Source organism: Mesorhizobium sp. BE184, assembly GCF_031457045.1.
Lineage (GTDB): Bacteria > Pseudomonadota > Alphaproteobacteria > Rhizobiales > Rhizobiaceae > Mesorhizobium.
In genome coordinates this window covers 949,809-974,649 of sequence record NZ_JAVDVU010000001.1, presented here as the reverse complement: position 1 = coordinate 974,649, position 24,841 = coordinate 949,809, and the positions used below count along the sequence as shown (strand labels likewise).

The following is a 24,841-nucleotide window of genomic DNA, read 5'->3' as shown; positions in this document are numbered from 1 at the left end:
AAAGGTTAACTCGCCGCAGGCTAGTGTCTTGCGAATCTGCCGGTGGGGCAAACCGATGAAGGGCAAAGGCTGGAGGCTGATATTGGTCGCCGTGCTGTTCGGCATGGCAGCCTCCTCCGCGGCTGTCGAAGCTGAGGCCGCCTCCCGCATATGCCGTCAACTGCAAGCCGAACTGGCCAGCCTGCCGCGTGGCGGTGGGAGCGCACGGCAGATCGGCAGATATGACGACGCCATCGACAGGCAGCGCGACCAGATCGCCAAGGCCCGGGATCGCGCGCGCAGCGCTGGATGCAATTTCTTCCTCTTCGGTGGCAGCGTCGCGCAATGCGCCTCGCTGAACGCGACGCTGGACCGCATGAACGGCAATCTCGATGCCCTGCAGCGCAAGCGCGAGCAGTTGGCGGGCGGCGGCGGCGGCCGGGCCGAACGCTACCGCATCCTATCCCGCCTGGATGCCCATGGCTGCAACCGGCCAGGCGTAGTAGAACGGACGGAAGCCAGGGTGGGCACTCGTGAATCGCTCCAGGAGACGCCGGAAGATCAGTTACGGCAGATCGAACAGATCGCCCCCGCGGACCAGCCTCGGCAAAGCGCGCACCTCATTATCAGTCCACCCGGGTTTAGCGGCTCGCCGAACGGCGAGTACCGCACAATGTGCGTGCGTACCTGCGATGGTTATTTCTACCCGATGTCCAATGCCGCCTCGCTTGGTGATTTCGAGCGCGACCAGAAGAACTGCGAGTCGAGCTGCCCGGGCACCGAGATGCAGGTGTTCTACCAGCGCGGGCTTGCCGAAGATTCGGCGAACATGACCTCGTCCGCCAATGGCCGTCCCTACAGCGAATTGCCGACCGCCTATCTCTACAAGAAGCCCGGCGTCGAGCGGCCCGTCAGCTGCGGCTGCAACGCGGCGGGAACGTTCTCGATCATCGGAGGCGGCTCCGTAACGGCGGGCCAGCCGGTTTCGGAAAGCTCGTCGGTGATGACCATGCCAGCCATCGCGCCGGCGCCGTCCAAAGCCACCAGGGCCAGCGCTGTCGAAGAGCCGGGCGTCACGCCAGCCATTTCGCACACGCCGGATCCGGACCGCAAAGTCAGGGTCGTCGGGCCAACGTTCCTTCCCGTCCCACCAGCGGCAACAGATCCGCAAGCTCCGGCCCCGACTCCAGTCCAGTAAGCGCTAGCCGGAGCGGCATGAACAGCGCTTTGCCCTTGCGGCCGGTCGCTTCCTTTATCGCACCGGTCCATTGCTTCCATATGGTCGCGCCCCACGGCTCGTCGGGCAGCAAATCGAACGCCTGCCGGAGGAAATCGCGGTCTTCCCTGGGGAATTTCGGCTTCTGGGCAGGGCCGTCATTGACGACGTTCCACCAGGCCACGGCGTCGCTCAACCGGTCGATGTTGCCGCGCACGGCATTCCAGAAAGGTTCGGCGCGTTCGCCTGAAATGCCGAGCACGAGGAGGCGGTCCTGCGCATCGGCAAAGGGCATGTGATGCAACAACGTCCGGTTCAGCACCAGCAGTTCGTCAGGGTCGAACTTTGAAGAGGATTTCGACGTGGTGGCCGGGTCGAAATTCTCCGCAAGCTCGCTCAGGGAGGGCACGGCATGAACGTTCTCGGACGTGCCGATCAGCACGGCGAGCGACGCCACCGCCATCGGCTCGATGCCGCCCGCGCGCAATCCTTCGATGGAGAGCGAGCCGCTGCGCTTGGAAAGCCCCTCGCCCGATGTGGTGGTGAGCAGATTGTGATGTCCAAATACCGGCGGCTCGGCTCCCAGCGCCTTGAACAGCGCGATCTGGACGCCGGTGTTGGTGACGTGGTCGTCGCCGCGAATGACATGGCTGATCCCCATGTCGATGTCGTCGACGACCGACGGCAGCGTGTAGAGGTAGGTGCCGTCCTCACGCACCAGGACCGGGTCCGACAGCGAGGCCAGATCGACCGTTTCGTCGCCGCGAACAAGGTCGTTCCAATGGACGTCCGTGCGTACGGGTTCCTGAGGGTCGCTTCTGAAGTTCGGCAGCAGGAAGCGCCAGTGCGGCCGGCGGCCATCGGACTCGTATTCGTTGATCTGGGCGGCGGTCAGCGTCAGCGCCTCGCGGCCGTAGACGGGCGGCAGTCCGCGCGTGCGGCGCACCTTGCGCCGCAGGTCGAGTTCCTCCGGGGTTTCGTAGCAGGCATAGAGGACGCCGGCCGCCTTCAGCCGCTCGACGGCGGCGTCATAGATTTCGACACGCCTCGACTGATAATCGGTCGCGTCGGGGAATATGCCCAGCCAGTGAAGATCGTAGAGGATGGAGTCGGCGAATTCCTGCGTCGACCGGGCGACGTCCGTATCGTCGAAGCGCTGGATGAAACGGCCCTTGTTCTTCTGCGCGAACAGCCAGTTGAAAAGCGCCGTGCGCGCATTGCCGATATGAATGCGGCCGGTCGGGGATGGGGCAAAGCGGACTGTGACTGTCATGGGCGCGGCGTAAAGGATGCTCTCGGCGTTGACAAGCGCGCCCCCGCGCACCGGTCGAGACATAGGGCATTGCCGCGTCCATGGGAAGCCGCCGTGTCCCCAGTCAAGGGCGGCTCGGTTCAGCCCCGGTCGCGGAACCGGTTGGTGATCGGATAGCGGCGGTCGCGGCCGAAATTCTTTTTGGTTATCTTGACCCCGGGCGCCGCCTGCCGGCGCTTGTATTCGGCTATATACAGCAGGTGCTCGATGCGCGTGACGGTCGCCCGCTCGTGGCCGCGCGCGACGATCTCGTCGACGCCCATCTCGTTTTCGACCAGGCATTCGAGAATATCGTCCAGCACCGGATAGGGCGGCAGCGAGTCCTGATCCGTCTGGTTTTCGCGTAGCTCGGCCGACGGCGCCTTGTCGATGATACTTGCCGGAATCACCTCGCCGGACGGACCGAGCGCGGTCGGCGGCACATGCGCGTTGCGCCAGCGCGATAGCCCGTAGACCTGCATCTTGTACAGATCCTTGATCGGGTTGAAGCCGCCATTCATGTCGCCATAGAGCGTCGCATAGCCGACCGACATTTCCGACTTGTTGCCGGTGGTGACGACCATCGAGCCGAACTTGTTGGATATCGCCATCAGGATCGTGCCGCGCGCCCGGCTTTGCAGGTTTTCCTCGGTGATGCCTTCCTTGGTGCCCTCGAACAGCGGCTTCAAAGCCTTCGAAAAGCCGTCCACAGGTTCGAAGATCGGCACGATGTCATAGCGGCAGCCCAGCGCGCGGGCGCAGTCCTCGGCGTCCTTCAGCGAATCCTTCGAGGTATAGCGGTAGGGCATCATCACCGCGCGGAGCCGCTCCTCGCCCAGCGCATCGACGGCGAGCGCCGCGCAGATGGCCGAATCGATGCCGCCTGAGAGGCCAAGCACCACATCCTTGAAGCCGTTCTTGTTGACGTAGTCGCGCAGGCCGAGCATGCAGGCGCGGTAGTCGGCCTCCTCGCGGTCCGGGATCCGCGACATCGGCCCGGCGCTGCACACCCACCCCTCGCCCCCGCGGCTCCAGGTTGTGATCGCCAGAGTCTCCTCGAACTGGCTCATCTGGAACGCCAGCGACTTGTCGGCTGCGATCGCAAAGGATGCGCCGTCGAAGACGAGTTCGTCCTGGCCGCCGAGTTGGTTGGCGTAGATGATCGGCAGGCCCGATTCGATGACCTGCCTGATGACGACCTGATGGCGCACGTCGATCTTGGCGCGGTAGTAGGGCGAACCGTTCGGGACCAGCAAGAGTTCGGCGCCGCTCTCGGCCAGTGTCTCGCAGACGGCAAGATCTCCCCAGATGTCCTCGCAGATGGGGATGCCCAGTCTGACGCCACGGAAATTCACCGGCCCGGCAATCTCGGGACCAGCCTGGAAGACGCGCTTCTCGTCGAACTCGCCATAATTCGGCAGATCGACCTTGTAGCGCTCGGCAATAACTTTGCCGTTGTCTGCAACGATGACCGAATTGTGCGTGCCGCTGTCGCGTTTCAGCGGCGTCCCCATGATGAAACCCGGGCCGCCATCCGAGGTTTCCTCGGCGAAGTCGAGGACGGCCCGCTCGCACGCCTTGCGGAAGGCCGGCTTCAGCACAAGGTCTTCCGGCGGATAGCCAGCGATGAAGAGTTCCGTGAACAACACGATGTCGGCGCCCTGACGTGCGGCATCCGCCCTCGCCTCGCGCGCCTTGGCGAGATTTCCGGCAATGTCGCCGACGGTCGGGTTCAACTGGGCGACGGCGATGCGAAGCGTATCGGGGGCGGTTTTTCTGCTCATGCCTGCGGATTTACCGTGGCCGCCCGCAACCGGCAACCGCAAACGCTTGGGCCATTGGAGAGTATGCCTCGGCTGCGCCAGCAATTTCACTTCCTGCGGACACGGGCAGCCTTTAGGACTGGCAGGAGGAATGCTTGGAGGCCGCCATGAACAAGACGATCGAGGACCTTGCCGCACGCTGGCTGAAGCCCGGCGCCGAAGGGCTGGGCAAGCTGGAAAGCAGGGTTTTGCAAAGCACGATCGAGCGCAAGACGATTGCGCACAATCCAAACGACGCCTATGCCGCGCATCAGAGTTTCGGCGACAAGGTGGCAGACGGCATAGCGCGCTTCGGCGGCTCCTGGACGTTCATCCTCGGCTTCCTTGCCTTTCTGGTCCTGTGGGCGATCGCCAATGCCTGGCTGCTGGGCCGCGACTCGTTCGATCCTTACCCCTTCATCTTCCTGAATCTGGTGCTGTCGATGATCGCGGCGCTGCAGGCGCCGGTCATCATGATGTCGCAGAACCGGCAGAGCCAGCGCGACCGGATCGACGCTGCGCACGACTACGCAGTGAACTTGAAGGCCGAAATCGAGATCATGGCGCTGCACGAGAAGCTGGACGAATTGCGCCATGCGCAGATGAGCGGCATGCCGGACCAGATCACCGACATCCGCAGCGACATCGCCCTTGTGGCCGAGCGATTGAAACGCATAGAGGACCGGCTGATGACCGCGAAATGGTCTTCAGGTCTTTGAGAACCGAAAGGCGATGACGCATACGATCCATCAGCTGATCGAGGAGTACGGGCTGATTGCTGTTTTCCTCGGCTGCCTTGCCGAGGGCGAAAGCGTCGCCATCCTTGCCGGCTTCTTCGCCCATCAGCATGTCTTCATTCCATGGCAGGCATTTGCGACGGCTTTTCTCGGCGCATTCGCCGGCGATACCGGATTCTTTGTGGTTGGCCGCAGCTTCGCCGATCATCCGTGGACCACAAGGATGCGGAACCGGCCCGGCTTCAGCCATGCCTACAGCCTCGTGCGGCAACACCCGAACGCCTTCGTGCTCGGAAACCGATTCATCTACGGCATGCGACTGGTGGGCGGGATCGCCGCAGGACTTTCAGGCATATCGTTGCCGAGGTTCGTGGTTTTGAACGTGATCTCGTCCGCAATATGGGCGGCGCTTTTCTGCGCCATAGGCTATGTGTTCGGACTGGGAGCCGAGCAGGTCGTCGGACGCACTCTGGTCCATCATGAAAGGCTGCTGATCGCGCTGGCAGTCGGGCTCGTGGTGGCAGTCGCGGCGTTCCTGCTGGCGCATCATGTCGCCAAGAGGGAGCGCAAGCACGGGCCTTGATCAGCCGCCGAGTTGCCGGTCGCCGCGATCGAGGATCAGCGGAATGATGAGGTCTTCCTCGTCGTCCAGGTGCCGGGTCAGCATCGCCAGCAATCGGTCGTTCTCGCCGGCATAGTCGTCGGCTGCGAAACGCTGCCTGTCCTGGCTTTCCTGCAATGCTTTGACAAACGCATTGGCCGCCGCCGCGTTGCGCTCCAGCGCATCATGGATCGTGTGATGATCGGCATCCAGAATGTCGAAGCCGCGCTTCAGCCGGCTCTCGGCCTTGGCGAAGATCGGGAAATAGTGCTGATCCTCGACATTGTGGTGGCCATCCAGATTGCCCAGAAAATGATTGAGGCGCGGCGCGAACCAGCGGGCAAATTCTGGCGCCGTGAGACGGCCCTCGCGATAGTCGGCGATACCCCCGCTGAGCAGACCGCCCAGGTCACGGAACATGTCGTGTCGCTGCAGCCAGAATCCAGCCATGCCATGGATGTTCTCATGCGCCTGCCATTCATTGCGTGGATATCTGTCCGCCAGCCAGCGCAGATCTTCCGGCAGGCCGGAGCGCTGTTCCAGCAATGGCAGGGGGGCGTCGTTCATGGCAGTCTCCTTTGGTAACCGCCATATAGGATGCGCCCGGCTAGATCGGTAGGCCGGTCAGCCGTTCGACGATGGCGATGATCCAGACACCTGCCGCGAGTACGATGGAAATCAGCACCGCCAGCGAACCGCAATCCTTGGCGAGCTGGATGTCGATGTGGAATTCACGCGAGATCGCATCGCAGGCAGCCTCGATGCCGGTGTTCAGCACCTCGACCAGGATCAGCACCAGAATGGAGGCGATCAGCAGGGCATAGATGGTCCAGCTCGAGGCGACGAACCAGCCGAGCGGCAGGGCGATGGCCAGCAGGATGAGTTCCTGCTGGAATGCGGCCTCGCTGCTGGCCAGTTTGCGGAAGGCCCTAACCGAATTATGGAAGGCGTCGATCAGCCGCTTCATGCGAGTTCCCTGAAAGCCCGACCGGGGAAGACTCGGTCGTCACCCCGGCAGATCGGTGCAAAGCGCGCTTATCTAACGTCTTTCAGCCGTCTGCAACATCGATCGTTGGCGAGGACCTCTCAAATTGCGGCAAGCCGTCGCCGATTTCGTAATAGTCGCCCTTGTCGGCGACAAAGATGTGGCTCTCACCCTTCAAGCCGCTCGGCCTGTCGAAGGCGCCGGCCATGACGGAAACGTAATCGTTGTCGATTGGCTTCCAGAACAGCGCCGAGCCGCAGGTCCGGCAAAAGCCGCGCCTGGCGAATGCCGAGGCCGCGTACCAGCTTACATTGTCCGCTCCTTCAATGGCGATATCGGCGTCGGCGACATTCGTCGCCGCGTAATAATGGCCGGTCTGCCTGCGGCATTGCGAGCAGTGGCAATAGACGACGCCACGCAAAGGGCCTCGGGTGACGAACCGAACCGCGCCACACAGACACGAACCAGTGTGATTTGCTGCCATGGTGTCCTCCTATCCGGCGATAGCCTTATCCAGCGATCATATGGCCAGCGCGCAAGACGGCGCGTGAGAATACGACATGCAAGCGCGGGAATGCCCTGGGATGGCGGCCCCCGTCACACCCTGTGGTAGAAACGGGATCAATAAAAGCCCCGGAAAGCCGGCAAATTAAGGAAACTTTAGCGCGAGCTGGGCTAATTTGATGCAAGCGAAGATCGCAATCGGAACGCGACCCTTCGCCATGTGCCAACGGTAAGGTCTGCACTTGCCCGCCCGGCAATGGCGAACCATCGGTGGTTTGAGGGGATTGATAGGTCTTTCATGCAACCGGCTGTCGCGTCACCGGAAGTAACCACTGACATTGCCGGCACCGTGGTCGCCACGATGCGCCAACTGGGCGTTCTCGGCCTGCCCCGCAACTATGAAATCTTCTACGAAGTGCTGAGCGGTCCGACTTCCGAGCTGAGCCTCGCCGTCGTCGGTCTGGGGAACCGGCCGACGCAGGAGGAACTGGACGCCATCAGCCATAGGTTTTTCGCCCACAATCATGGGCAGAGCGTCGTCGAACAGGCGCGCGACGTGCTCGCGCAGGAACTGGAAGATGTCGCATCCCTGCTGCGCAGCGAACGCACCCACATGGAAAAATACGGCAGGATTCTCGACGAAACGTCGGATGGGCTGAACAGCCGCAGCGCGATCTCGAAGGACTTGCTGCAAAAAGTGGTCAGCGCCGTATCGATGGCAACCACTTCGACCATCGATCACAGCAAACATGTTGCCGCGACCCTGCACGACAAGACGGCCGAACTGGAAAGCGTCAAGTCGACGCTGGAGGAATACAAGCGCCTCGCCGACACAGATCCGCTCACGCAAATCTGGAACCGGCGGGCTTTCGACAAGGAAATCGCCCGCATCTACAACAGCGACCGCGGCATCCTGTTCAACGCACTGATCCTGGCCGATATCGACCGCTTCAAGGATATCAACGACCGCTTCGGCCATCCGGTGGGCGACAAGATCCTGCAGCAGATCGCCGACATTTTCCGCACCAGCATCGGCGCCAACATGTTCGTGGCGCGCACCGGCGGCGAGGAATTCGCCCTCATCGTCGAGGGCGTCAGCGAGGACATGACATTCGAGGTCGCCGATCGTATCCGCCTGCTGATCGAGCAGACGTCGTTTTCCAGCAGCCAGACCGGCGCCAATTACGGGAAAGTCTCCGTTTCCATGGGCGTTTGCATGGCCTCGGAAGCCGACAGCCCCGAAGACCTGTACACCAAGGCCGACCGCGCCCTCTATCGTTCCAAGGTCGAGGGCCGCAACAAGGTCACGCGGCATTCGGTCATGGCCGGGCGCACCGGCAAGAACTGGATGCTGTACAAGAAGGACTGAGATTTAGGGATCGAACCGTCGGCCAATGCCGACAACAAAAAATGGCGCCGTCTCCGGCGCCATTTTTCATTTCGATCAGGCCTATTCCGCGGCTTCTGTCCGTTGCGGACGGACGTGGTTCTTCTTGAGCAGGTCCGAAACGAGAAAGGCCAGCTCGATTGCCTGATCTGCATTGAGGCGCGGGTCGCAATGCGTGTGATAGCGATCCTGCAATTCCTCGGCCGTGATGGCGCGGGCGCCGCCGGTGCATTCGGTGACGTTCTTGCCGGTCATTTCGATATGGATGCCGCCGGGATGCGTGCCCTCGGCATGATGCACGTCGAAGAAAGTCTGGACCTCGGTCAGAATGCGCTCGAACGGACGCGTCTTGTAACCGGCGGCGGTAATCGTATTCCCGTGCATCGGGTCGCATGACCAGACGACGCTTCGGCCGGCCTTCTTGACCGCGCGCACCAGCTTGGGCAGGTGTTCGCCGACCTTGTCGGCCCCGAAGCGGGCGATGAGGGTCAGGCGGCCTGGCTCATTCTCCGGATTGAGGAGATCGATCAGCTCCAGCAAGCCATCGGGCGTCAGCGACGGACCGCACTTCAGGCCGAGCGGGTTCTTGATGCCGCGGCAATATTCGATATGGGCATGGTCGGGCTGGCGCGTGCGGTCGCCGATCCAGATCATATGGCCGGAGGTCGCATACCAGTCGCCGGAGGTGGAATCGACGCGGGTCAACGCCTCCTCATAGCCCAGCAGGAGGGCTTCGTGGCTGGTGTAGAAATCGGTCTCGCGCAGTGCGAAGTTGGTTTCCGAAGTGATGCCGACCGCACGCATGAAATCCATGGTTTCGGTGATGCGGTTGGCGAGCGCCTCATAGCGGTCGGCCTGCGGGCTGTCGGCGACGAAGCTCAGCATCCAGCGATGGACGTTTTCCAGGCTGGCGTAGCCGCCCTGCGCGAAGGCGCGCAAAAGGTTCAGCGTTGCCGCCGATTGACGGTACGCCATTTCCTGCCTCGCAGGATCGGGAATGCGCGACCTGGATTCGAACTCGATGCCGTTGATGATGTCGCCGCGATAGCTCGGCAGCGCTACGCCGTCCTTGGTTTCCGTATCGGAAGAACGCGGCTTGGCGAACTGACCGGCGACGCGGCCGACCTTCACCACCGGCTGCGAGCCGGCGAAGGTCAGCACGACCGACATCTGCAGGAAAACACGGAAGAAGTCGCGGATGTTGTCGGCGCCATGCTCGGCGAAGCTCTCGGCGCAATCGCCGCCCTGAAGAAGGAACGCCTCGCCTGCGGCGACGGCGGCCAGATGCTTCTTCAGCTTGCGCGCCTCGCCGGCAAAGACCAGCGGCGGGAAGGTGGCCAATCGGCCTTCGGTTTCCTTGAGTGCGTTCAGGTCCGGATAGGACGGCACCTGCTGGATAGGCTTGGCTCTCCAGGAATTCGGCGACCATTTCGTCATTTCGGCACCCAACGCGCTTTGCAGGCGGCAACAATTGCCCGCAGCCCTGCCCCATATGGGGTTGGCGGCTCAATACATGAAGCCAGTTGGCTATTCTAGCCCGGATTTGGCCGCAAAGCGACGGACCGTTCTCCTCGCGTCGCTACAGGACAACGCATCGATGATGACCCCAAGTCAGTGACGGAGTGATTCGCGACGGCCATTGTTTGCCAGCAAAGTCTTCGCTCAATTTTGAGGCAGGAAACGAAAGCGCCTGCTTGCGCGCCATCTTCGTTTAAGCATCGTTAATTTTCGCCGATTTACCTCATCCTTCCGTTAGGGAAGCTGTGGCTCCCTTACCACGCCATCATGCGGACTCGGCAGTTCTGGCGATATTTTTCATGGACTCTGATCAAGCGGTGTTACTCTTCGTAACAATAAGAAGGGTTGTGGGGCGGAAGATATGATTCGGGTCGCAAGACCGCGCCAATCAATGCTGACACGTCTTTTTAGCCGCACGGGTAAGCGAGCGCCGCTTACGCCGGTTTCATCGATGAGGAATTTCTGGGGGCTCATGCGGGCCTACTGGTTCTCCAGCCGGTGGAAAGAAGCCTGGGCGCTGACGCTGGTGATCGCGCTGTTGACGGCGCTGTCGAGCAAAGCCGGCGTCTGGTTTGCCGAAGCCTCCGGCGAATTGGTAAATTCCATCGCCTTCTTCCATGACGCCGCCAACACCACGCCGCTGGCCTCGCTTCTCGGCAATGCCGGGATGCTGGTCCTGCTGGTGTTGTTGAAGGATGCAGGCATTACAGGCGCGCGCACGTTCGTTTCATCGACGTTGCACCGCAAATGGCGGGGCTGGCTCGATAGCCGCTTCAACGAAGCGCTGCTCGATTCCAACCATACGCATTTCCATGCCCAGCATGGGGCCGACACTTCCGTACCCGACAACATCGACCAGCGCGTGCAGGAATCGATCAAGGGCCTGACCGGCGGCGCCATCGGACTCGCCATGGGCGTCATGGCCGTCGCAAGTTCGCTTTTCTTCGTTGGTCAGAAGCTGCTTTCCATTTCCACCGAAGTCACCGGGCTGGAATTCCTCGGCCACTATGGCAGCGCGGTACTGACTTTCGTCGCCGTTGCGATCTATGTCCCTGTCAACACATGGATCGCCATAAAGCTCGGCGGCCTGCTGGAGCGCCTTTCCATCGGCATGCAGAAAGCCGAGGGGAGCTACCGTGGCGAGTTGACGACCTTCCTGCGCCGGTCATTCCATGTGGCTGCATCGCGCGGCGAGCGAGTGCAGAAAGAAATGCACGAACGGCTTTATGTCGATATCGACAGCACGTGGGCGCGGCTGAACAAGGTCCATGCCGGCTACACATCTTTCGAACTGGTCTATAATTTCGTCGGCGCCCGCATCGTCGCCTATGGACCAGGGCTCATCCCGTTCATCAACCACCGCATCGACCTCAAGGGCTACATAACCGGCGCGGAACTGGTGAATTCGCTGATCAGCCAGTGCTCATGGTTCATCCATGTCATGCCGGCGATCGCGACGCTGCGCGCCAACACCAAGCGCGTTATGGATCTGGCAGAGGCGATCGAGAACGTCCAGCAGCCTGCCGCGTTCTACCGCCAGACCGGCCAGTCGGATTTCCGCTACGCCACGCAGAACCCTGTTTTCGGCCTGACTATCCAGCATCTGGAGCTGACGCATCAGGGTCACGAAACGACCCCTTTCCTCGCCACCGAGCGGTTGCGTTTCCGGCGCGGGGAATGGACCTTCCTGAAAGGCGAGTCCGGCTGCGGCAAGACTTCGCTCATCAAGGCGATCAACGGCCTTTGGCCCTACGGCAAGGGCACCATCGTGTTTCCGGAAGGCGTGAAGACATTCTACGCCGCGCAGGAAGTGAAGTTGCCCCAGATTTCACTGAAGGAACTGGTCTGCCTGCCGGGGTCGGCGGAAGACCATTCCGACACGCGTGTCGCATCGGCGCTGCACAAGGCGGGGTTGGGTGAATTCATCGAATACCTCGGCGAAACCAGCCGCGAGGGCAAGAGCTGGGACCAGGAGCTTTCAGGCGGCCAGAAACAGAAGCTGGTGGTCGGGCGCATTCTCCTCCAGCAGCCCGGCCTGCTGTTCCTCGACGAGGCCACGGCGGCGCTCGATCCCGACGGCAAGACGGCTTTCCATCAGGCGATCAAGGACAACTGCCCGAACGTCACCGTCATCAGCGTCATGCATGAGCCGGTGCCACCCCGCTCGCTGACAGGCGAAGAGTTCTATCACAGCGTGCTGACGATCGCCGACGGCGCGGCGAGCAAGAAGCCGCTGCAGCCCACCCTGCCGGCCGAGATCACCAAGATCCTGGCGCGTCCGCCTGCCATGGACGATGGCTGGCTGCGCATCCCACGCGTCAGGCTGAAGCAGAAGTAGTTAGTCGATCCGCTTGCCGTTCTTCACGCGATAGGTCGGCTTGTACATGGTGACCAGTTCCTCGGCGGCGGTGGGGTGCACCGCCATGGTGCGGTCGAAATCGTCCTTGGTCAGTTCAGCCTTGATTGGAATGCCGAGAAGCTGCGCCATTTCGCCGGCGTCGGGTCCCAGGATGTGAGCGCCCAACACCTTGCGGCTCTTGGCGTCGACGACCAGCTTCATCAGCATTTTTTCCTGACGGCCCGAAAGCGTGTGCCGCATCGGCCTGAACGTCGCGCGATAAATCTCGACCTCGTCGAAACGCTTCACCGCCTCGTCTTCCGACAGGCCGACTGTGCCGATTTCAGGCTGCGAAAACACCGCCGTGGCAATCGTCTCGTGATCGGGACGGGTCGGGTTGTCCTTGAAGGCCGTCTCGATGAAGCACATTGCCTCGTGGATCGCCACCGGCGTCAGTTGGACGCGGTTGGTCACGTCGCCTATGGCCCAGATGTTGTCGATATTGGTGCGCGAATAGGCATCGACCTCAATGGCGCCGGTCACGCCAGTCTCGATGCCGGCCGCTTCCAGTCCAAGCCCCTCGGTGTTCGGCGTACGACCGATGGCGAGCATGACCTGATCGACCGTCAGCACCTCACCGCCGGTGACGGTCACGTCCAGCCTGCCGTCAGGGCGTTTTTCGACCTTCTCGGAAATCGAATGGCAGAGAATCCTGATGCCCTTCGTCTCCATGGTTTCATGCAGGGTTCGGCGAAGATCCATGTCGAAGCGGCTGAGTATCTCGGTGCCGCGGTAAACCAGCGTGGTGGCGACGCCGAGGCCGTGGAAGATGTTGGCAAATTCAACCGCGATGTAGCCACCGCCCTCGATCATGATCGCCTTCGGCAATTCGGCCAGATGAAACGCCTCGTTGGAGGTGATGCAATGCTCGTGGCCGGGCAACGCCGGATGCAGCGCCGGACGCCCGCCGGTGGCGACGAGAATCTGGTCGGCGGTTATTGTGCGGCCCTCGGCCTCGAGCCGAACTGTATGCCTGTCGACCAGTACGGCGCGCGTCTGGAAGGTCTCGCCGCCGGCGCCCTGGACGTTATTGCGGTAGATGCCCTCGAGGCGGGCGATCTCGCGGTCCTTGTTGGCGATCAGTGTCGGCCAGTCGAAACGGGCCTGCGGCACCGTCCAGCCATAGCCGGCCGCATCCTCGAAATGTTCAGGGAACTGGGAGGCGTAAACGAAAAGCTTCTTCGGCACGCAGCCGCGGATGACGCAGGTGCCGCCGAAGCGGTATTCCTCGGCTATGCCAACCCGCTTGCCGAGCGCCGCGGCGACCCTTGCCGCCCTCACCCCGCCGGAACCGCCACCGATGACAAAGAGGTCGTAATCATAGGCGGCCATGCGATGCTCCTGCAGTTCGTTATTGCGAAATCACAGGTAGGCTGCGGAAAGGCAAAAGAAAAGCCCGGCAGAAGCCGGGCTTTCGGTTGTGTCCATGCTGCGAGGATTATTGCTTTGGAGCTGCCGGCGTGGCGGGAGCCGCTGGTGCTGCCCCACCCGCGGGTGCGGCGGGCGCAGCTCCGTCTGCTGGCGCCGCAGGCGCAGGCGCCTTGGCATTTACGGCAGCGGCAAGCGACTCGCCAACCTGCTGGGCCAGATCACGGGCAACGCCGTTCTGCCAGATTTCAGCCGCCTTGCCCAATTCACGCGTAACGATCGGACCGCTTTCCAGAAGCTTCTTACCCGCCTCCGAATTGTAGAACGCAGCAATGTCGGTAAGCTCTTTCTCGGAGAAGCCCTTGGCGTAGGCCGTCGCCGCCTCTTTTTCGAGGTCGGCGCGCCGCGCCGCCATGGCAAGCGTCTTTTCCTTGATGGTCTTGGTGATCAGGTCGCCCATGTCGGGGTTCTTCTGGATAAGCTGCTGCTGCAGCGCGCCAGCAGCCTGCGGCAGGATCAGGTCGAACTGATCGGTGGCGTGGATCGATGCGATCGCCGCATGAGCCGCCTTCAAGTGCGCTTCGCTGATGTCCTGTGCGAAGGCCGGGAAAGAAAAGGCGATGAAGGCGGATGTCGCCGCCATGGCTGACAGGCGGCGGATGCGGGTATGCAGCGTCATTCAACAAAACTCCCTGGTTTATCGGGCAGCGTGGACGGTTTCGATGCCACCGTCGCCGGCTATGATAGCCATATCCGCCAGCCCAATGAAAAGACCGTGTTCGACCACACCCGGAATGGCGTGAAGAGCATTCGACAGCGCTCTTGTATCCGGAATGCGGCCAAAAGATGCATCGAGTATGAAATGCCCGCCGTCTGTAACAAAAGGCTGGCGATCCGTCACCCTCAATGTAACGGCGCCAGACAGGCCGAGCCCGCTTGCCGCTTCGGCGATGGCGATCTCAGTGGCTTTGAGGCCGAATCGATTGACTTCGATGGGCAGCGGAAAACGGCCGAGCGTCCCGACCATCTTGGTCTGGTCGGCGATGACGATCATGCGAGCGGAAGCGACGGCCACGATCTTTTCCCGCAGAAGTGCGCCGCCGCCACCCTTGATCAGTGTCAGGGCGGGGTCCAATTCGTCGGCGCCATCGATCGTCAGGTCGAGCTGAGGCGTCTCATCCAGCGTCGACAGCGGCACGCCCAGTTCGTTGCACAAGGCCGCCGTTCGCTCCGACGTCGCGACACCGAGCACCCGGAAGCCGGTGGCGACCTTGGCCGCCAGCAGGCGGACGAATTCCTCGGCCGTCGTGCCGGTGCCGATTCCGAGCCGAATGCCATCCGAGACATGGGCCAGCGCCGCCCTTGCGGCCTCGATCTTCAACTGCCTGGCATCCATGGAAAGTTCGCCCCCGTTGGGCGCTCCTAGCATTTTTGGCGGACGGGTCAAAGGGTAGCCCAGGGACCAATCACCGGTTGCCTGATCGGCGGCGAGCGGCTATCGCCTGCGGCAGCGCAAAAAGACAGGATCCTTCATGAAACGCCCGATCGTTGTTTTCGACCTGGATGGCACGCTGATCGACACCGGTCCGGATCTTCTCGACAGCCTCAATCACAGCATTGCCGGCGAAGGCATTTCCGCTGTCGATCCGATGGCGATCCGGCGCTATATCGGCCACGGTGGCCGGGCGATGATCGAGTATGCCTATGCCGACCGGCAGAAGGCGATATCGGAAACGGACCTTGATCGGCTCTTCGACATCTATCTCGACCACTATACGCGCAACATCCCCGGCAAGTCGCTCCCCTACCCGGGCGTGCTGGAAGCGATTGCCCGTCTCGAGGACGCCGGCTACGCGCTCGCCGTTTGCACGAACAAATACGAGGCCAGTTCGCTGACGCTGATCGAGGCGCTGGGGCTCACCAGGCATTTTACCGCCATTGCCGGACAGGACACTTTTCCTTTCAAGAAACCGGACCCGCGGCACCTCTTCGAAACCATACGACTGGCCGACGGCGACCCGGAACGGGCCGTCATGGTTGGCGATTCCAAAACCGACATCGATACGGCAAAAGCCGCGGGAATCCCGGTCGTCGCCGTCGATTTCGGCTATACCGACCGGCATGTGCGGGAGTTCGAGCCGACCGCGATCATCTCGCATTTCGATGAGCTGACGGTCGGGTTGGTCGAGCGCATGATGAATGCCGCCAGCGGCGGGCGGCAAGCCGGATAAAGCGCCCAGTCAGGTGGTTGACTTAGGCCCGGCCGCTCCCTTATATCGCGGCGCGTCAGGCCTTCGGGCCGCGGCGGGCGATTAGCTCAGCGGGAGAGCACACCCTTCACACGGGTGGGGTCGTAGGTTCAATCCCTACATCGCCCACCATTTCCCTTGAACTTTAAGCTCGATCCGCCCCGGTCTCAGGCAGACGGCGCGCGCGTCTGCTCGGTGGCTTCCAGCGCCTGCTTCAGCCGCGCATCCCTGTCATAGACATCGTTGAAATACTCGACCTTGCCCGACATATCCGGCCAGGCGGTGAAGTACGATACGTAAACGGGAATCTTGCGTGTCACCTTGTCCACCGAATGGCCGGCCTTGATCTTCTTTGCGATATAGTCGACGGGCTTGTTCATCACGGCGGCGGCCATGCCGCGCGGATCCTGCAGGCGCACGCAGCCGTGGCTGAGCGCACGCATGTCGCGCTGGAAGAACGCCTTTTGCGGGGTGTCGTGCATGTAGATCGCATGCTTGTTGGGGAACAGTATCTTCAATTCGCCCAGCGCGTTGGCCTCGCTCGGCTCCTGGCGGATCGCGTAAGGCACTTTCGAGCCGTAAGCGCCCCAGTTTACCGAGGACGATGGGATACGCTTGCCACGCGAATCGGTCACCTGATAGCCCGCCCGGTCCAGGTAGCCCGGATCGCGGCGCAGACGCGGCAGCATCTCGTTGACGATGATGGACTGCGGCACGCCCCAATACGGATTGTAGTCAACCTGCTCGATCTCGTCGTAGAAGAATGAAGTCTGGTTGGTGATCTTGCCGATCACCGCCCGCATCTTCAGCTTCTCCTCGCCGCCGTCGATGTAGCTGGCGGTAAAGGCAGGCTGATTGATGAAGACGCGGGGGCTGCCGAGATCGGACGGCAGCCAACGCAACTGCTCCATGGCATACTGGACTTTGTCGAGTCGGTCGGCCTTGGACGTGCCAGCAAGCGCGGCAACGGTGCGCGGGCCGACGACGCCGTCGCCCTTCTCGCCGGCTTTCTTCTGCGCCGCCTCGATCACCGGGACCAGTTCGGGCACGTATGTCTCGCTGGAGGCCAGCCGCACAAGCGTTTCGCCATATTCGCCGCCCATCTCGTCATCGAGATCGCGGGCGATCAGCGCCAGCAGCTTCGGCAGTTCCGGGCTGGTCTGGCCAGGCTTGAGCATAAGCTTCGGATCGACGACAATTTCGTTTTCGGTCGTCGCCTCGAGTGCCTCCAGTTCGGCGCGCAGGGCCTTGTACTCGGCGTTCTGCGGATGCCAGGATTCGAGATAGGCTTGCGGCGCCGGCGTATGGGCCAGCGTATCGAGCACACTGACCATATCGAGCGGCTTGGCCGGGAAGTCGTAATAGCCCGAAATCCGGTTGGGATCGATGCGGCCGCTGCGGGCGTCGTGAACGTAGCGCAGAACGCGCGCCGACAGAGCCATCTCGAAACGGATCAATTCCTGGAGGCGCGCTCCGGCATCCTCCGCAGGATTTCCTGCCGCTGGAATCTGCACCGCATAGTCGGCCGGAACCAGCCCATGGCTTGCGGCCTCGCTTAGTACCCGGACGGCCTCCCTGGCGCGCTCGTTGGCGCTGGAGCCTGACACCCAGATGAATTCGGGATTGGCGGAATAGTAAGCAAGCAGCGCCTTGCCGATGTCGCGCTCGGCCAACAGATCATAGCCGTTCAGGCCGGACAACGCTTCGCGGAATGCCACGTCGGCGGTCGAGGGATCAAACGCGGCTTTCTGAACCGTTGCCCCGGTGGTTACGGGTTCGCCGCCGATCAGCGACGAGAAGTCGACTCGCGCCAGCGAATCCGCCTTGTAGGTGTAATAGCTGGGGCTGCTGATCCTGGCGGCCCCGCCGCCGCTTGTGGAGGTTCTGGCGGCAGTATTCTTTCTCGGTTTGGGTGCTGGCGGAAATTCTCCGGCCGGCTGGCGCGAATGCCGCACGCCACCGCCGAAAAGTGACTCGAAGAACCCCTGCGCTCCGGCTTGTGGCGCACCGAAAACCAATGTCGCGGCGACCGCCAAAGGCAGCACGACTGTTCTTCTGTCCAAGCATTTCATGGATCACCCGCTTCCGGCCAGTGCCGGATCCCTCTTCCGCAATGCCCGAGCCTCGCCGGCGGCGTGGCGGATGTATGACACGACTATACCGATTCATACCGATTTCGTTAAGCTTCCATAAATTTCCGCAGGGTTGTTGCAGAAGCGTTTCACAAAACGGTGAGCCGCCGGGCGCCAAGCAGAGCCGGCCGGCCGGCCGGCCATGCAGCAAACCCTTGCACGCCATGACACCGGCCCGACAGAGAAGCCCGTTCGGAAGATATTTTGTCGAAGAAGGCCCTCGGCCTCAGTGAACGACCAGATGACGTTTGCGGACGAAATCGACGGCGCGCGTGACGACGGCGCGGTCGGCCAGGATCCGGCGGTGGCCGAGACCGTCGGCCCAGTGAAGCCGGACATGGGGACCGGCATCGGCATAGCGCTGCGCGTGCCAGGCCGGCACTTCCTTGTCGTCAGGAGCGTGGACAACCAGCGTTGGCACGGGAGTTTCGGCAAGCTGCCTTTCACCCATAAATTCGTCGAGCGGACGGCCGGAAATGCGTTTCACCCTGCCCGCCATGGCCTTCTGTGACCGGGGGCCGACATTGAGCATCCGGCTGAAGTCGGCGAACACCGCCGGCATCGAGCTGGGCGCGGCGACCAAAACAAGGCATTCGGTGGCAAGCGGCGGAATTCCCGGGACCGATCCCGCGGCGGCATTTGCGGCCACGGCGCCGCCAAAGGAGTGGCCGACGACGGCCGCGAAAGGACCAAACCATTGGCCCACCTGCGCCGCCGCCTCCACCGCGCTGACAAGGTTGAGCCGGCGTCCCGGCGATTGGCCATGGCCGGGCAGATCCAGCGATACGACCTTGTAACCGGCGTTGCGGTAGCCTTCGATCAGGCTGCGCATATATTCGGTGCGCGACCGCCAACCATGCATGACGAGGACAGTGCCCGCGGCCGCCCTGCCCTGCGGCCGGAACTCATGCGCGACGATGCAGCCGCTTCTGGTTTTCAGCCGATGGTGGCGCGCCTCGCTCATGAATGACGACGCCCGCGTCACAGCACGGCGCTCGCCCTCGGTCATCTTCTTCGGGCTTGGCGTGCGGCAGAAAAGCTCGAAGGCGGCCCTGCCCGTGAGTGCGGGAGCGACACGCTCGCCGAAGCCGAACGCACCGCGGATGACCTTCAAACCAAATGGTGCCATATTCCGAATCCAAAAGCCGATCGTTCAACCATGAACATGTTAGTTCAACCATGAACAATAAACAAGACCTGCCCTGGGACAATCCGCGCTTCCGCAACTGGGTTGCGGTCGCCCGCGCCTGCCATGTCCTGGAACGGACGCTGACGGCCAAGCTGGCGCCGCTGGACCTGAAACCGGCGCAACTCGACGTGCTGATGAACCTTTACCGCCACCCCGGCATGTCGCAGCACGACCTTGCGCGCAAGCTGCTGGTCGGACGATCCAACATCACCATGCTTCTGCCGCAGCTTGAAAAGCGCGGCCTGCTTCGCCGTGAAAGCGACGGCAAGGACAAACGCATCCTGCGCCTGGAACTGACCGAGGCTGGAATAACCCTTCTGATGAAAGCGCTGAAAGTGCATACGGCGCTGATCGAGACCGCCATGGGTCAATCGACGCTGGAACAATGCGACCTGATCGGCGAACAAATGCGCAAGATCACCGAGGCGCTCGATAGCGCCTGACAGCCCGGTCGCTCACCACATCGATTTTCGGGCACGCTCCGGCCATTCAATGTCGTAGGCATCGCCGTCGATCGCCTTGCGGCTGGCGACTTCCAGTATCTGGCCGGGCGTCGGCAGCGATTTCGGATCGACGTGCTTTTCGGGGTTCCACAAATCCGAGCGATGAATGGCGCGGGCGCATTGGAAATAGACCGAATCGATCTTGACGATTGTGACAGACCGCGCCGCTTTTCCTTCGACGGTGAAAGAGGAACACAGGTCCGGGTCCGCGGTGATGTGCGCGTTTCCGTTGACCCGCAGCGTGGTGCCGGAGCCCGGCACGAGGAACAGCAGGGCAACACGCGGATCGCGGATGATGTTGCGCAACGAGTCGGCGCGGTTGTTGCCGCGGCGATCGGGCATCATCAGCGTCTTCTCGTCATGAATGCGGATGAAGCCGGCAAGATCGCCACGCGGCGAGCAATCCAGTCCCTCCGGTCCGCTCGTCGCCAATGCGACGAAGGGCGACGCCTCGATGAGGGCGGCATATTCAGGAATGACGTGGTCCAGTTCCTTCACCAGCGACGTTTGACCGGGCACACCATAAAGGGTTTCGAGCTGCTCGATGGATTCTATCCTGGACATTGGCCTGGACATTGGGCACTCCGGAAAAGCGTCGCGCGTTGTTCTAGCGATCGCGGCTCAAGCCTTTTGCTTCAAGCTCGGCAAGATAGTCGTTCCACCGGGTTACATGCTCGTGACCGAGCGTGTGGAGATAGTCCCAGGTGAAAATACCGGTGTCGTGCATGTCGTCGAAGGTTATGCGCACGGCATAATTCCCGACCGGCTCGATCTTGAAAATAGCAACCTCGCGCTTGCCCGGCACCGTTACCCGCTGCTCCGGCGAATGTCCCTGCACTTCGGCGGACGGCGAAAGCACGCGCAGCAGTTCCGCCGGCAACTGGAACGGCTGATGGCCGGGGAAGCTCACGGTCAGCAGTCTGCGGTCCTTCGAGACCCTCAATTCGGTGGGCGCAGTCATGCACGTCTCTCCCTCCGCTTCCGGTTACGCCGGATTTGCTCCGAGTTAAAGCCGCAAACAATTGCATCGACTGCGCAAGCTGGTCATTGTGGGCTCAGGCTCCGATTCATGCCCTGTGAGGAAGATACGATGCGCACACTGCTTTTCGCTTTGCCCGCCCTGGCTCTCATGGCCCTCTCCTCGACAGCAGCCCGGGCTGAGGACTGCACGGAGGCGCCGGACCAGATGTCGGCGAACGAATGCGCCGACAAGGCCTATCAGGCATCGGACGCCGAACTGAACAAGCTCTACAAACAGATCGAAGGCCGGCTCAAGGACGATGCGGATACGCGCAAGCTGCTCGTCACGGCGCAAAAGGCGTGGATCGGGTTCCGCGACGCCGAATGCGACTTCTCGAGTTCCGGCGTGGCTGAGGGAAGCGCCTATCCGGCAACCGTATCGATGTGCCTCGACGGCATCACGCAGGGCCGCATCGATACGTTCCGGGGCTACCTCGATTGCGAGGAAGGCGACATGAGCTGTCCGGTGCCGGCGGCGAACTAGGCGTTTCGCTTCCGCGGTCACCGGAACGCGGAAAACAGCATGAAGGTTGGCCGCTGGCGTTCCTCAGCCAATGCGGGGTCCGCGGCGATCTGGCTGTCTGTCGGCCCCCATTCCTCGATGTGGGCCGGCGTGAAGCCAGCCTCACGGAGAAGCCTGAAATAGGTCGCGATGGTGCGATGCTGCTTGACCACGCCCGACGCCAGCCAGTCGGTCGTGCGCGGGCCTTCGACCAGATAATCGTCGACGGGCCAGACCTTGCGACCATCGCCATCGACCGTCCAGCCGGGGCGCGAGGGCGCGGTCAGCAACGGATGCTCGGCTGAAAACACCAGCCTGCCGCCCGGCTTCAGCGCGCGATGTACGGTGTTGAGCATGGTGTCCAGATCGACGATGTAGTGGAAGGCGAGCGAGCTGTAGACAAGATCGAACGACGCAGCCGGCAGCATCAACTGTTCGAGATCGGCGATTTCGTAGCGGATATTTGGGTCCTGCGTTTCATTCCGCGCCCGCTCCAGCATGTTACGCGAGACGTCGAGCCCCAGGACATCGAAGGCCCCCTGCTCGCGCGCCCAGCGGCAGAACCAGCCGAAGCCGCAGCCGAGATCGATGACCGATGCGCCGCTCAATGGCGGCAGCAACGCCCGCAGCGACGGCCATTCCGGTGCGCCCGCCAGTCCGTGGACCGAGCGCGGCAGGCCGCTATAACCTTTGAAGAAACGCGGATCGTCATAGATGTTCTGTGTCATGGCCTGTTTCATCAAGATCGGGCGCTGCCGTGGCAGGACGCGTCGCGTCGCAGACGCGATATAACCAAAGTCCGAGACATCCTATCTTGAACCTTGCGCCCGATCGTATCACATAGCGGTATATAACGGCGCGGGCAGCGCGCTGGCCAAGGGAACGGAAACGCATGGACATGATCGACCCATTCGGTCGTACCATCAACTACCTGCGGGTGTCGGTCACCGACCGCTGCGACTTCCGTTGCACCTACTGCATGGCGGAGAACATGACGTTCCTGCCCAAGAAAGACCTCCTGTCGCTGGAAGAGCTCGACCGGCTCTGCACCGTCTTCATCGAGAATGGCGTCAGGAGATTGCGCCTCACCGGCGGCGAGCCGCTGGTGCGCAAGAACATCATGCATCTGGTGCGCGAGCTTTCGCGCCATCTCGCCAGCGGTGCGCTGGAAGAACTGACGCTCACCACCAACGGCTCACAGCTTTCGCGCTTCGCAGCGGAGCTGGCCGATTGCGGCATCAAGCGCATCAACGTGTCGCTCGACACGCTGGATGCCGACAAGTTCCATCAGATCACCCGCTGGGGCCACATCGACAAGGTTCTGGCCGGTATCGACGCGGCACAGGCGGCGGGCATCAAGGTGAAGATCAACGCCGTGGCGCTGAAGGATTTCAACGACATTGAAATCCCGCACATGCTGCGCTGGGCCCATGGCCGCGGCATGGACATGACGGTGATCGAGACGATGCCGATGGGCGAGATCGACGCCGACCGCACCGACCAGTACCTGCCGCTTTCGCTGTTGCGCGCCCAGCTTGCGCAGCAATTCACGCTGGCCGACATCCCGTTCAAGACCGGCGGTCCGGCGCGCTATGTCGAGGTTGCCGAAACCGGCGGCAGGCTCGGTTTCATCACGCCGATGACGCATAATTTCTGCGAAAGCTGCAACAGGGTGCGGCTGACCTGCACCGGCACGCTCTATATGTGCCTTGGACAGGAAGACGCCGCCGATCTGCGCAAGCCGCTGCGGGCCTCGGAAGGCAACGAGCTGCTTTCCGCCGCCATCGACGAAGCGATCGGCCGCAAGCCGAAAGGCCATGACTTCATCATCGACCGCCGCACCAGCCGTCCCGCCGTTTCACGCCATATGAGTGTTACCGGCGGCTGATTTTCAAAGCGGAATGATGCAAGATGTTTCCAGGCAGATGTCCTGGAGGTTTCATGCAGCGCTTTGCGGTAATTTCGGCCCTTTTTGGCTTCACGCTGGTTGCATCGATCGCCTTGGCGGCGCCATTCACCTACGAGAACGACCGCTTCGGCACCTCAGCAACCTTCCCGTCCGATATATTCAGTCAGGAACAGGCGCCGCCGGAGAACGGCGACGGATTGCGCTGGCTCTCCGACGACGGCGCCAGCCTTGCCATCTTCGGCTCCTATAACGTCCTCGACGAAACGCCGAAGACCCGGGAAGCCGCTGCGAAGGCTGAGAAGGACAGGTCGGTGACGTATTCCCGAACGGGAAAAAACTGGGTGGTGCTTTCAGGCAACGACGGCGACCAGGTCTTCTACGAACGCTACGTATTCGGCCCGACCGACATCGTGCACGGCATCGTCATCGAGTATCCCGCGTCGCTCAAGGCAAAGTACGATCCGTTGGTCGGACGCATCGCCGGCAGCCTGCACGGACCCTGAACTATTCAGCCGATGATGACGCGCCCGGTGTCCTTGGCCTATCGCTTTGGCGTTGCTGGTTCGTCAGCGGATGCTAGGTCGTGAACTCATAGTCTGATCGAATGGGACCTGTCCGTGTCTCTGTCCCCCAATCTGCAAGGCGCCGTGTATATGACCGTGGCCATGGCCGGCTTCACGGTCAACGACGCCATTACGAAATTCGTGTCGGAAGAGATGAACCCGGCGCAGATCATGCTTGTGCGCGGCCTTTTCGCCTGCGTGTTTGTCGGGTTGCTGGCCTGGCGGCGCGGTGCGCTTGCCGATCTGCGGCTGGCGCTTCAGCCAATGGTCGGCTTGCGGGTCGCGGCGGAGGTTTTCGCCACTGTTACCTTCCTGGCGGCGCTGGCTCACCTTCCCATCGCCAACGTATCCGCTGTCCTGCAGGCGCTGCCGCTGGCGGTGACGATGGGTGCGGCGCTGGTTTTCGGCGAGGGCGTCGGGTGGCGACGCTGGCTGGCAATCGCGGCCGGCTTTGCCGGCGTGCTGGTCATCGTGCGACCGGGCTTCGAGGGTTTCAGCCTCTATTCGCTCCTGGCGCTGGCCAGTGTTTTCTTCTGCGCGGTGCGGGATCTTGCCACCAAACGCATACCGCAGCACGTCCCCACGCTTCTCGTGTCGACCATGACGACGCTGGTGATCATGCTGACAGGCGGGCTTCTCCTGCAGCCCTTCGGCGGCTGGACGCCGATGTCGGGCCAGTCGTTCGGGCTTCTGGCCCTCGCCTCCGTTCTGCTGCTGATCGGCTACCAGGCCATCATCACGGCCATGCGCATGGGTGAAATCTCCTTCATAGCGCCGTTCCGTTACACGTCGCTTCTGTCGTCCATCATGCTCGGTCTCGTCATCTTCGGCGACGTTCCGGACCTGGCCATGATCGTCGGGGCGCTGGTGATCGTGATGTCCGGGCTTTACACGCTCTACAGGGAACGAGTGGTCGGCCCTCGCCGCCCGGCAGCGGAAAGCACTGGACCGGCCATGGAACCCGACGGCATATAGGTCGGGCATTCGG

25 protein-coding genes and 1 tRNA gene are annotated in these 24,841 nt (G+C 62.1%); 12 read left to right on the top strand and 14 right to left on the bottom strand.

All coding sequences use genetic code 11. The features are described 5' to 3' along the window. The first annotated feature begins 55 nt into the window (after positions 1–55). Positions 56–1,177 carry a DUF2865 domain-containing protein gene (locus tag J2X35_RS04760; RefSeq protein WP_310181892.1) on the top strand — a complete coding sequence of 374 codons (1,122 nt, stop codon included), beginning with the start codon at positions 56–58 and terminating at the stop codon, positions 1,175–1,177. Here J2X35_RS04760 and gltX read toward each other — a convergent pair. Beyond that, positions 1,095–2,468, bottom strand: coding sequence for a glutamate--tRNA ligase (gltX, locus tag J2X35_RS04755; protein WP_310181890.1), 1,374 nt, complete (start codon positions 2,466–2,468; stop codon positions 1,095–1,097). The two genes, J2X35_RS04760 and gltX, sit on opposite strands and share 83 nt — an antisense overlap. A 119-nt stretch (positions 2,469–2,587) precedes the next feature. Further along, positions 2,588–4,270 carry an NAD+ synthase gene (locus tag J2X35_RS04750; RefSeq protein WP_310181888.1) on the bottom strand — a complete coding sequence of 561 codons (1,683 nt, stop codon included), beginning with the start codon at positions 4,268–4,270 and terminating at the stop codon, positions 2,588–2,590. A 146-nt stretch (positions 4,271–4,416) separates the two neighbouring features. On the opposite strand from J2X35_RS04750, the gene J2X35_RS04745 reads away from it, so the two are divergent. Beyond that, positions 4,417–5,007 (top strand): DUF1003 domain-containing protein, encoded by a 591-nt coding sequence (locus tag J2X35_RS04745; protein ID WP_056115431.1) that lies wholly within the window; start codon positions 4,417–4,419, stop codon positions 5,005–5,007. 13 nt (positions 5,008–5,020) lie between these two features. Next, a complete protein-coding gene (locus J2X35_RS04740) occupies positions 5,021–5,608 on the top strand; it encodes a DedA family protein (RefSeq protein ID WP_310181885.1) in 588 nt (195 codons plus the stop codon). On the opposite strand, the gene J2X35_RS04735 is transcribed toward J2X35_RS04740, so the two are convergent. From J2X35_RS04735 to J2X35_RS04725, 3 genes are all read right to left on the bottom strand, one after another. Next, on the bottom strand, positions 5,609–6,193 hold the full coding sequence (locus J2X35_RS04735) for a hemerythrin domain-containing protein (RefSeq protein WP_310181883.1): 585 nt from the start codon (positions 6,191–6,193) through the stop codon (positions 5,609–5,611). Between the two features lie 40 nt (positions 6,194–6,233). Further along, the gene (locus tag J2X35_RS04730; protein WP_056109298.1) at positions 6,234–6,593 is read right to left on the bottom strand and encodes a diacylglycerol kinase; all 360 of its coding nucleotides are present in this window, start codon (positions 6,591–6,593) and stop codon (positions 6,234–6,236) included. 82 nt (positions 6,594–6,675) lie between these two features. After that, a complete protein-coding gene (locus tag J2X35_RS04725; protein ID WP_310181875.1) occupies positions 6,676–7,095 on the bottom strand; it encodes a GFA family protein in 420 nt (139 codons plus the stop codon). Between the two features lie 318 nt (positions 7,096–7,413). Between J2X35_RS04725 and J2X35_RS04720 the strand changes: the two genes are divergently transcribed. Beyond that, on the top strand, positions 7,414–8,484 hold the full coding sequence (locus J2X35_RS04720) for a GGDEF domain-containing protein (RefSeq protein ID WP_310181873.1): 1,071 nt from the start codon (positions 7,414–7,416) through the stop codon (positions 8,482–8,484). 81 nt (positions 8,485–8,565) lie between these two features. Here J2X35_RS04720 and J2X35_RS04715 read toward each other — a convergent pair whose 3' ends face one another. After that, positions 8,566–9,939 (bottom strand): class II 3-deoxy-7-phosphoheptulonate synthase, encoded by a 1,374-nt coding sequence (locus tag J2X35_RS04715; RefSeq protein ID WP_310181871.1) that lies wholly within the window; start codon positions 9,937–9,939, stop codon positions 8,566–8,568. 532 nt (positions 9,940–10,471) lie between these two features. Between J2X35_RS04715 and J2X35_RS04710 the strand changes: the two genes are divergently transcribed. Then, positions 10,472–12,358, top strand: a complete 1,887-nt coding sequence (locus tag J2X35_RS04710; protein WP_310181870.1) for an ABC transporter ATP-binding protein/permease — start codon at positions 10,472–10,474, stop codon at positions 12,356–12,358. Here the strand turns inward: J2X35_RS04710 and gor are convergent, their stop codons facing one another. The 3 genes from gor to rpiA form a co-directional block, all read right to left on the bottom strand. After that, positions 12,359–13,750 (bottom strand): glutathione-disulfide reductase, encoded by a 1,392-nt coding sequence (gor, locus tag J2X35_RS04705; protein WP_310181867.1) that lies wholly within the window; start codon positions 13,748–13,750, stop codon positions 12,359–12,361. 106 nt (positions 13,751–13,856) lie between these two features. Further along, positions 13,857–14,465, bottom strand: coding sequence for a DUF2059 domain-containing protein (locus tag J2X35_RS04700; protein ID WP_056109286.1), 609 nt, complete (start codon positions 14,463–14,465; stop codon positions 13,857–13,859). An 18-nt stretch (positions 14,466–14,483) separates the two neighbouring features. Then, a complete protein-coding gene (gene rpiA / locus J2X35_RS04695; protein ID WP_310181865.1) occupies positions 14,484–15,182 on the bottom strand; it encodes a ribose-5-phosphate isomerase RpiA in 699 nt (232 codons plus the stop codon). 136 nt (positions 15,183–15,318) lie between these two features. Here rpiA and J2X35_RS04690 point away from each other — a divergent pair, with 136 nt between their 5' ends. Beyond that, positions 15,319–16,017, top strand: a complete 699-nt coding sequence (locus tag J2X35_RS04690; RefSeq protein WP_310181863.1) for a phosphoglycolate phosphatase — start codon at positions 15,319–15,321, stop codon at positions 16,015–16,017. Positions 16,018–16,092: 75 nt separating this feature from the next. Continuing rightward, positions 16,093–16,167, top strand: a tRNA-Val gene (locus tag J2X35_RS04685). A gap of 35 nt (positions 16,168–16,202) precedes the next feature. Here J2X35_RS04685 and J2X35_RS04680 read toward each other — a convergent pair. After that, the gene (locus J2X35_RS04680) at positions 16,203–18,107 is read right to left on the bottom strand and encodes a murein L,D-transpeptidase (RefSeq protein WP_310181861.1); all 1,905 of its coding nucleotides are present in this window, start codon (positions 18,105–18,107) and stop codon (positions 16,203–16,205) included. Between the two features lie 286 nt (positions 18,108–18,393). Beyond that, positions 18,394–19,296, bottom strand: coding sequence for an alpha/beta hydrolase (locus J2X35_RS04675; protein WP_310181858.1), 903 nt, complete (start codon positions 19,294–19,296; stop codon positions 18,394–18,396). A gap of 50 nt (positions 19,297–19,346) precedes the next feature. Between J2X35_RS04675 and J2X35_RS04670 the strand changes: the two genes are divergently transcribed. After that, a complete protein-coding gene (locus J2X35_RS04670) occupies positions 19,347–19,799 on the top strand; it encodes a MarR family transcriptional regulator (RefSeq protein WP_310181857.1) in 453 nt (150 codons plus the stop codon). A gap of 12 nt (positions 19,800–19,811) precedes the next feature. Here J2X35_RS04670 and J2X35_RS04665 read toward each other — a convergent pair whose 3' ends face one another. Then, a complete protein-coding gene (locus tag J2X35_RS04665; protein ID WP_310183733.1) occupies positions 19,812–20,423 on the bottom strand; it encodes a pyridoxamine 5'-phosphate oxidase family protein in 612 nt (203 codons plus the stop codon). A 43-nt stretch (positions 20,424–20,466) separates the two neighbouring features. Then, positions 20,467–20,820, bottom strand: coding sequence for a gamma-butyrobetaine hydroxylase-like domain-containing protein (locus J2X35_RS04660; RefSeq protein WP_056109274.1), 354 nt, complete (start codon positions 20,818–20,820; stop codon positions 20,467–20,469). Between the two features lie 129 nt (positions 20,821–20,949). Between J2X35_RS04660 and J2X35_RS04655 the strand changes: the two genes are divergently transcribed. Further along, on the top strand, positions 20,950–21,363 hold the full coding sequence (locus J2X35_RS04655) for a lysozyme inhibitor LprI family protein (protein ID WP_056109272.1): 414 nt from the start codon (positions 20,950–20,952) through the stop codon (positions 21,361–21,363). Between the two features lie 17 nt (positions 21,364–21,380). On the opposite strand, the gene J2X35_RS04650 is transcribed toward J2X35_RS04655, so the two are convergent. Next, entirely contained in the window at positions 21,381–22,109 is a 729-nt protein-coding gene (locus tag J2X35_RS04650) for a bifunctional 2-polyprenyl-6-hydroxyphenol methylase/3-demethylubiquinol 3-O-methyltransferase UbiG (protein ID WP_056115428.1), read from the bottom strand. A gap of 164 nt (positions 22,110–22,273) precedes the next feature. On the opposite strand from J2X35_RS04650, the gene moaA reads away from it, so the two are divergent. The 3 genes from moaA to J2X35_RS04635 all read left to right on the top strand — a co-directional run bounded on the left by moaA (position 22,274) and on the right by J2X35_RS04635 (position 24,828). Continuing rightward, a complete protein-coding gene (gene moaA / locus J2X35_RS04645; protein ID WP_310181853.1) occupies positions 22,274–23,269 on the top strand; it encodes a GTP 3',8-cyclase MoaA in 996 nt (331 codons plus the stop codon). Positions 23,270–23,322: 53 nt separating this feature from the next. After that, positions 23,323–23,793 (top strand): hypothetical protein, encoded by a 471-nt coding sequence (locus J2X35_RS04640; RefSeq protein ID WP_310181852.1) that lies wholly within the window; start codon positions 23,323–23,325, stop codon positions 23,791–23,793. A 114-nt stretch (positions 23,794–23,907) separates the two neighbouring features. Then, positions 23,908–24,828, top strand: coding sequence for a DMT family transporter (locus J2X35_RS04635; protein ID WP_056109266.1), 921 nt, complete (start codon positions 23,908–23,910; stop codon positions 24,826–24,828). Positions 24,829–24,841 lie beyond the last annotated feature (13 nt).

Coding starts and splice junctions, on each gene's coding strand:
- J2X35_RS04660 (WP_056109274.1), bottom strand. CDS start 20,820: ATGACTGCGCCCACCGAATTGAGGGTCTCGAAGGACCGCAGACTGCTG.
- J2X35_RS04745 (WP_056115431.1), top strand. CDS start 4,417: ATGAACAAGACGATCGAGGACCTTGCCGCACGCTGGCTGAAGCCCGGC.
- J2X35_RS04675 (WP_310181858.1), bottom strand. CDS start 19,296: ATGGCACCATTTGGTTTGAAGGTCATCCGCGGTGCGTTCGGCTTCGGC.
- J2X35_RS04740 (WP_310181885.1), top strand. CDS start 5,021: ATGACGCATACGATCCATCAGCTGATCGAGGAGTACGGGCTGATTGCT.
- J2X35_RS04760 (WP_310181892.1), top strand. CDS start 56: ATGAAGGGCAAAGGCTGGAGGCTGATATTGGTCGCCGTGCTGTTCGGC.
- J2X35_RS04720 (WP_310181873.1), top strand. CDS start 7,414: ATGCAACCGGCTGTCGCGTCACCGGAAGTAACCACTGACATTGCCGGC.
- J2X35_RS04665 (WP_310183733.1), bottom strand. CDS start 20,423: ATGTCCAGGATAGAATCCATCGAGCAGCTCGAAACCCTTTATGGTGTG.
- J2X35_RS04680 (WP_310181861.1), bottom strand. CDS start 18,107: ATGAAATGCTTGGACAGAAGAACAGTCGTGCTGCCTTTGGCGGTCGCC.
- moaA (WP_310181853.1), top strand. CDS start 22,274: ATGGACATGATCGACCCATTCGGTCGTACCATCAACTACCTGCGGGTG.
- J2X35_RS04735 (WP_310181883.1), bottom strand. CDS start 6,193: ATGAACGACGCCCCCCTGCCATTGCTGGAACAGCGCTCCGGCCTGCCG.
- J2X35_RS04690 (WP_310181863.1), top strand. CDS start 15,319: ATGAAACGCCCGATCGTTGTTTTCGACCTGGATGGCACGCTGATCGAC.
- J2X35_RS04725 (WP_310181875.1), bottom strand. CDS start 7,095: ATGGCAGCAAATCACACTGGTTCGTGTCTGTGTGGCGCGGTTCGGTTC.
- gltX (WP_310181890.1), bottom strand. CDS start 2,468: ATGACAGTCACAGTCCGCTTTGCCCCATCCCCGACCGGCCGCATTCAT.
- J2X35_RS04655 (WP_056109272.1), top strand. CDS start 20,950: ATGCGCACACTGCTTTTCGCTTTGCCCGCCCTGGCTCTCATGGCCCTC.
- J2X35_RS04710 (WP_310181870.1), top strand. CDS start 10,472: ATGAGGAATTTCTGGGGGCTCATGCGGGCCTACTGGTTCTCCAGCCGG.
- J2X35_RS04670 (WP_310181857.1), top strand. CDS start 19,347: ATGAACAATAAACAAGACCTGCCCTGGGACAATCCGCGCTTCCGCAAC.
- rpiA (WP_310181865.1), bottom strand. CDS start 15,182: ATGGATGCCAGGCAGTTGAAGATCGAGGCCGCAAGGGCGGCGCTGGCC.
- gor (WP_310181867.1), bottom strand. CDS start 13,750: ATGGCCGCCTATGATTACGACCTCTTTGTCATCGGTGGCGGTTCCGGC.
- J2X35_RS04730 (WP_056109298.1), bottom strand. CDS start 6,593: ATGAAGCGGCTGATCGACGCCTTCCATAATTCGGTTAGGGCCTTCCGC.
- J2X35_RS04650 (WP_056115428.1), bottom strand. CDS start 22,109: ATGACACAGAACATCTATGACGATCCGCGTTTCTTCAAAGGTTATAGC.
- J2X35_RS04750 (WP_310181888.1), bottom strand. CDS start 4,270: ATGAGCAGAAAAACCGCCCCCGATACGCTTCGCATCGCCGTCGCCCAG.
- J2X35_RS04715 (WP_310181871.1), bottom strand. CDS start 9,939: ATGACGAAATGGTCGCCGAATTCCTGGAGAGCCAAGCCTATCCAGCAG.
- J2X35_RS04700 (WP_056109286.1), bottom strand. CDS start 14,465: ATGACGCTGCATACCCGCATCCGCCGCCTGTCAGCCATGGCGGCGACA.
- J2X35_RS04640 (WP_310181852.1), top strand. CDS start 23,323: ATGCAGCGCTTTGCGGTAATTTCGGCCCTTTTTGGCTTCACGCTGGTT.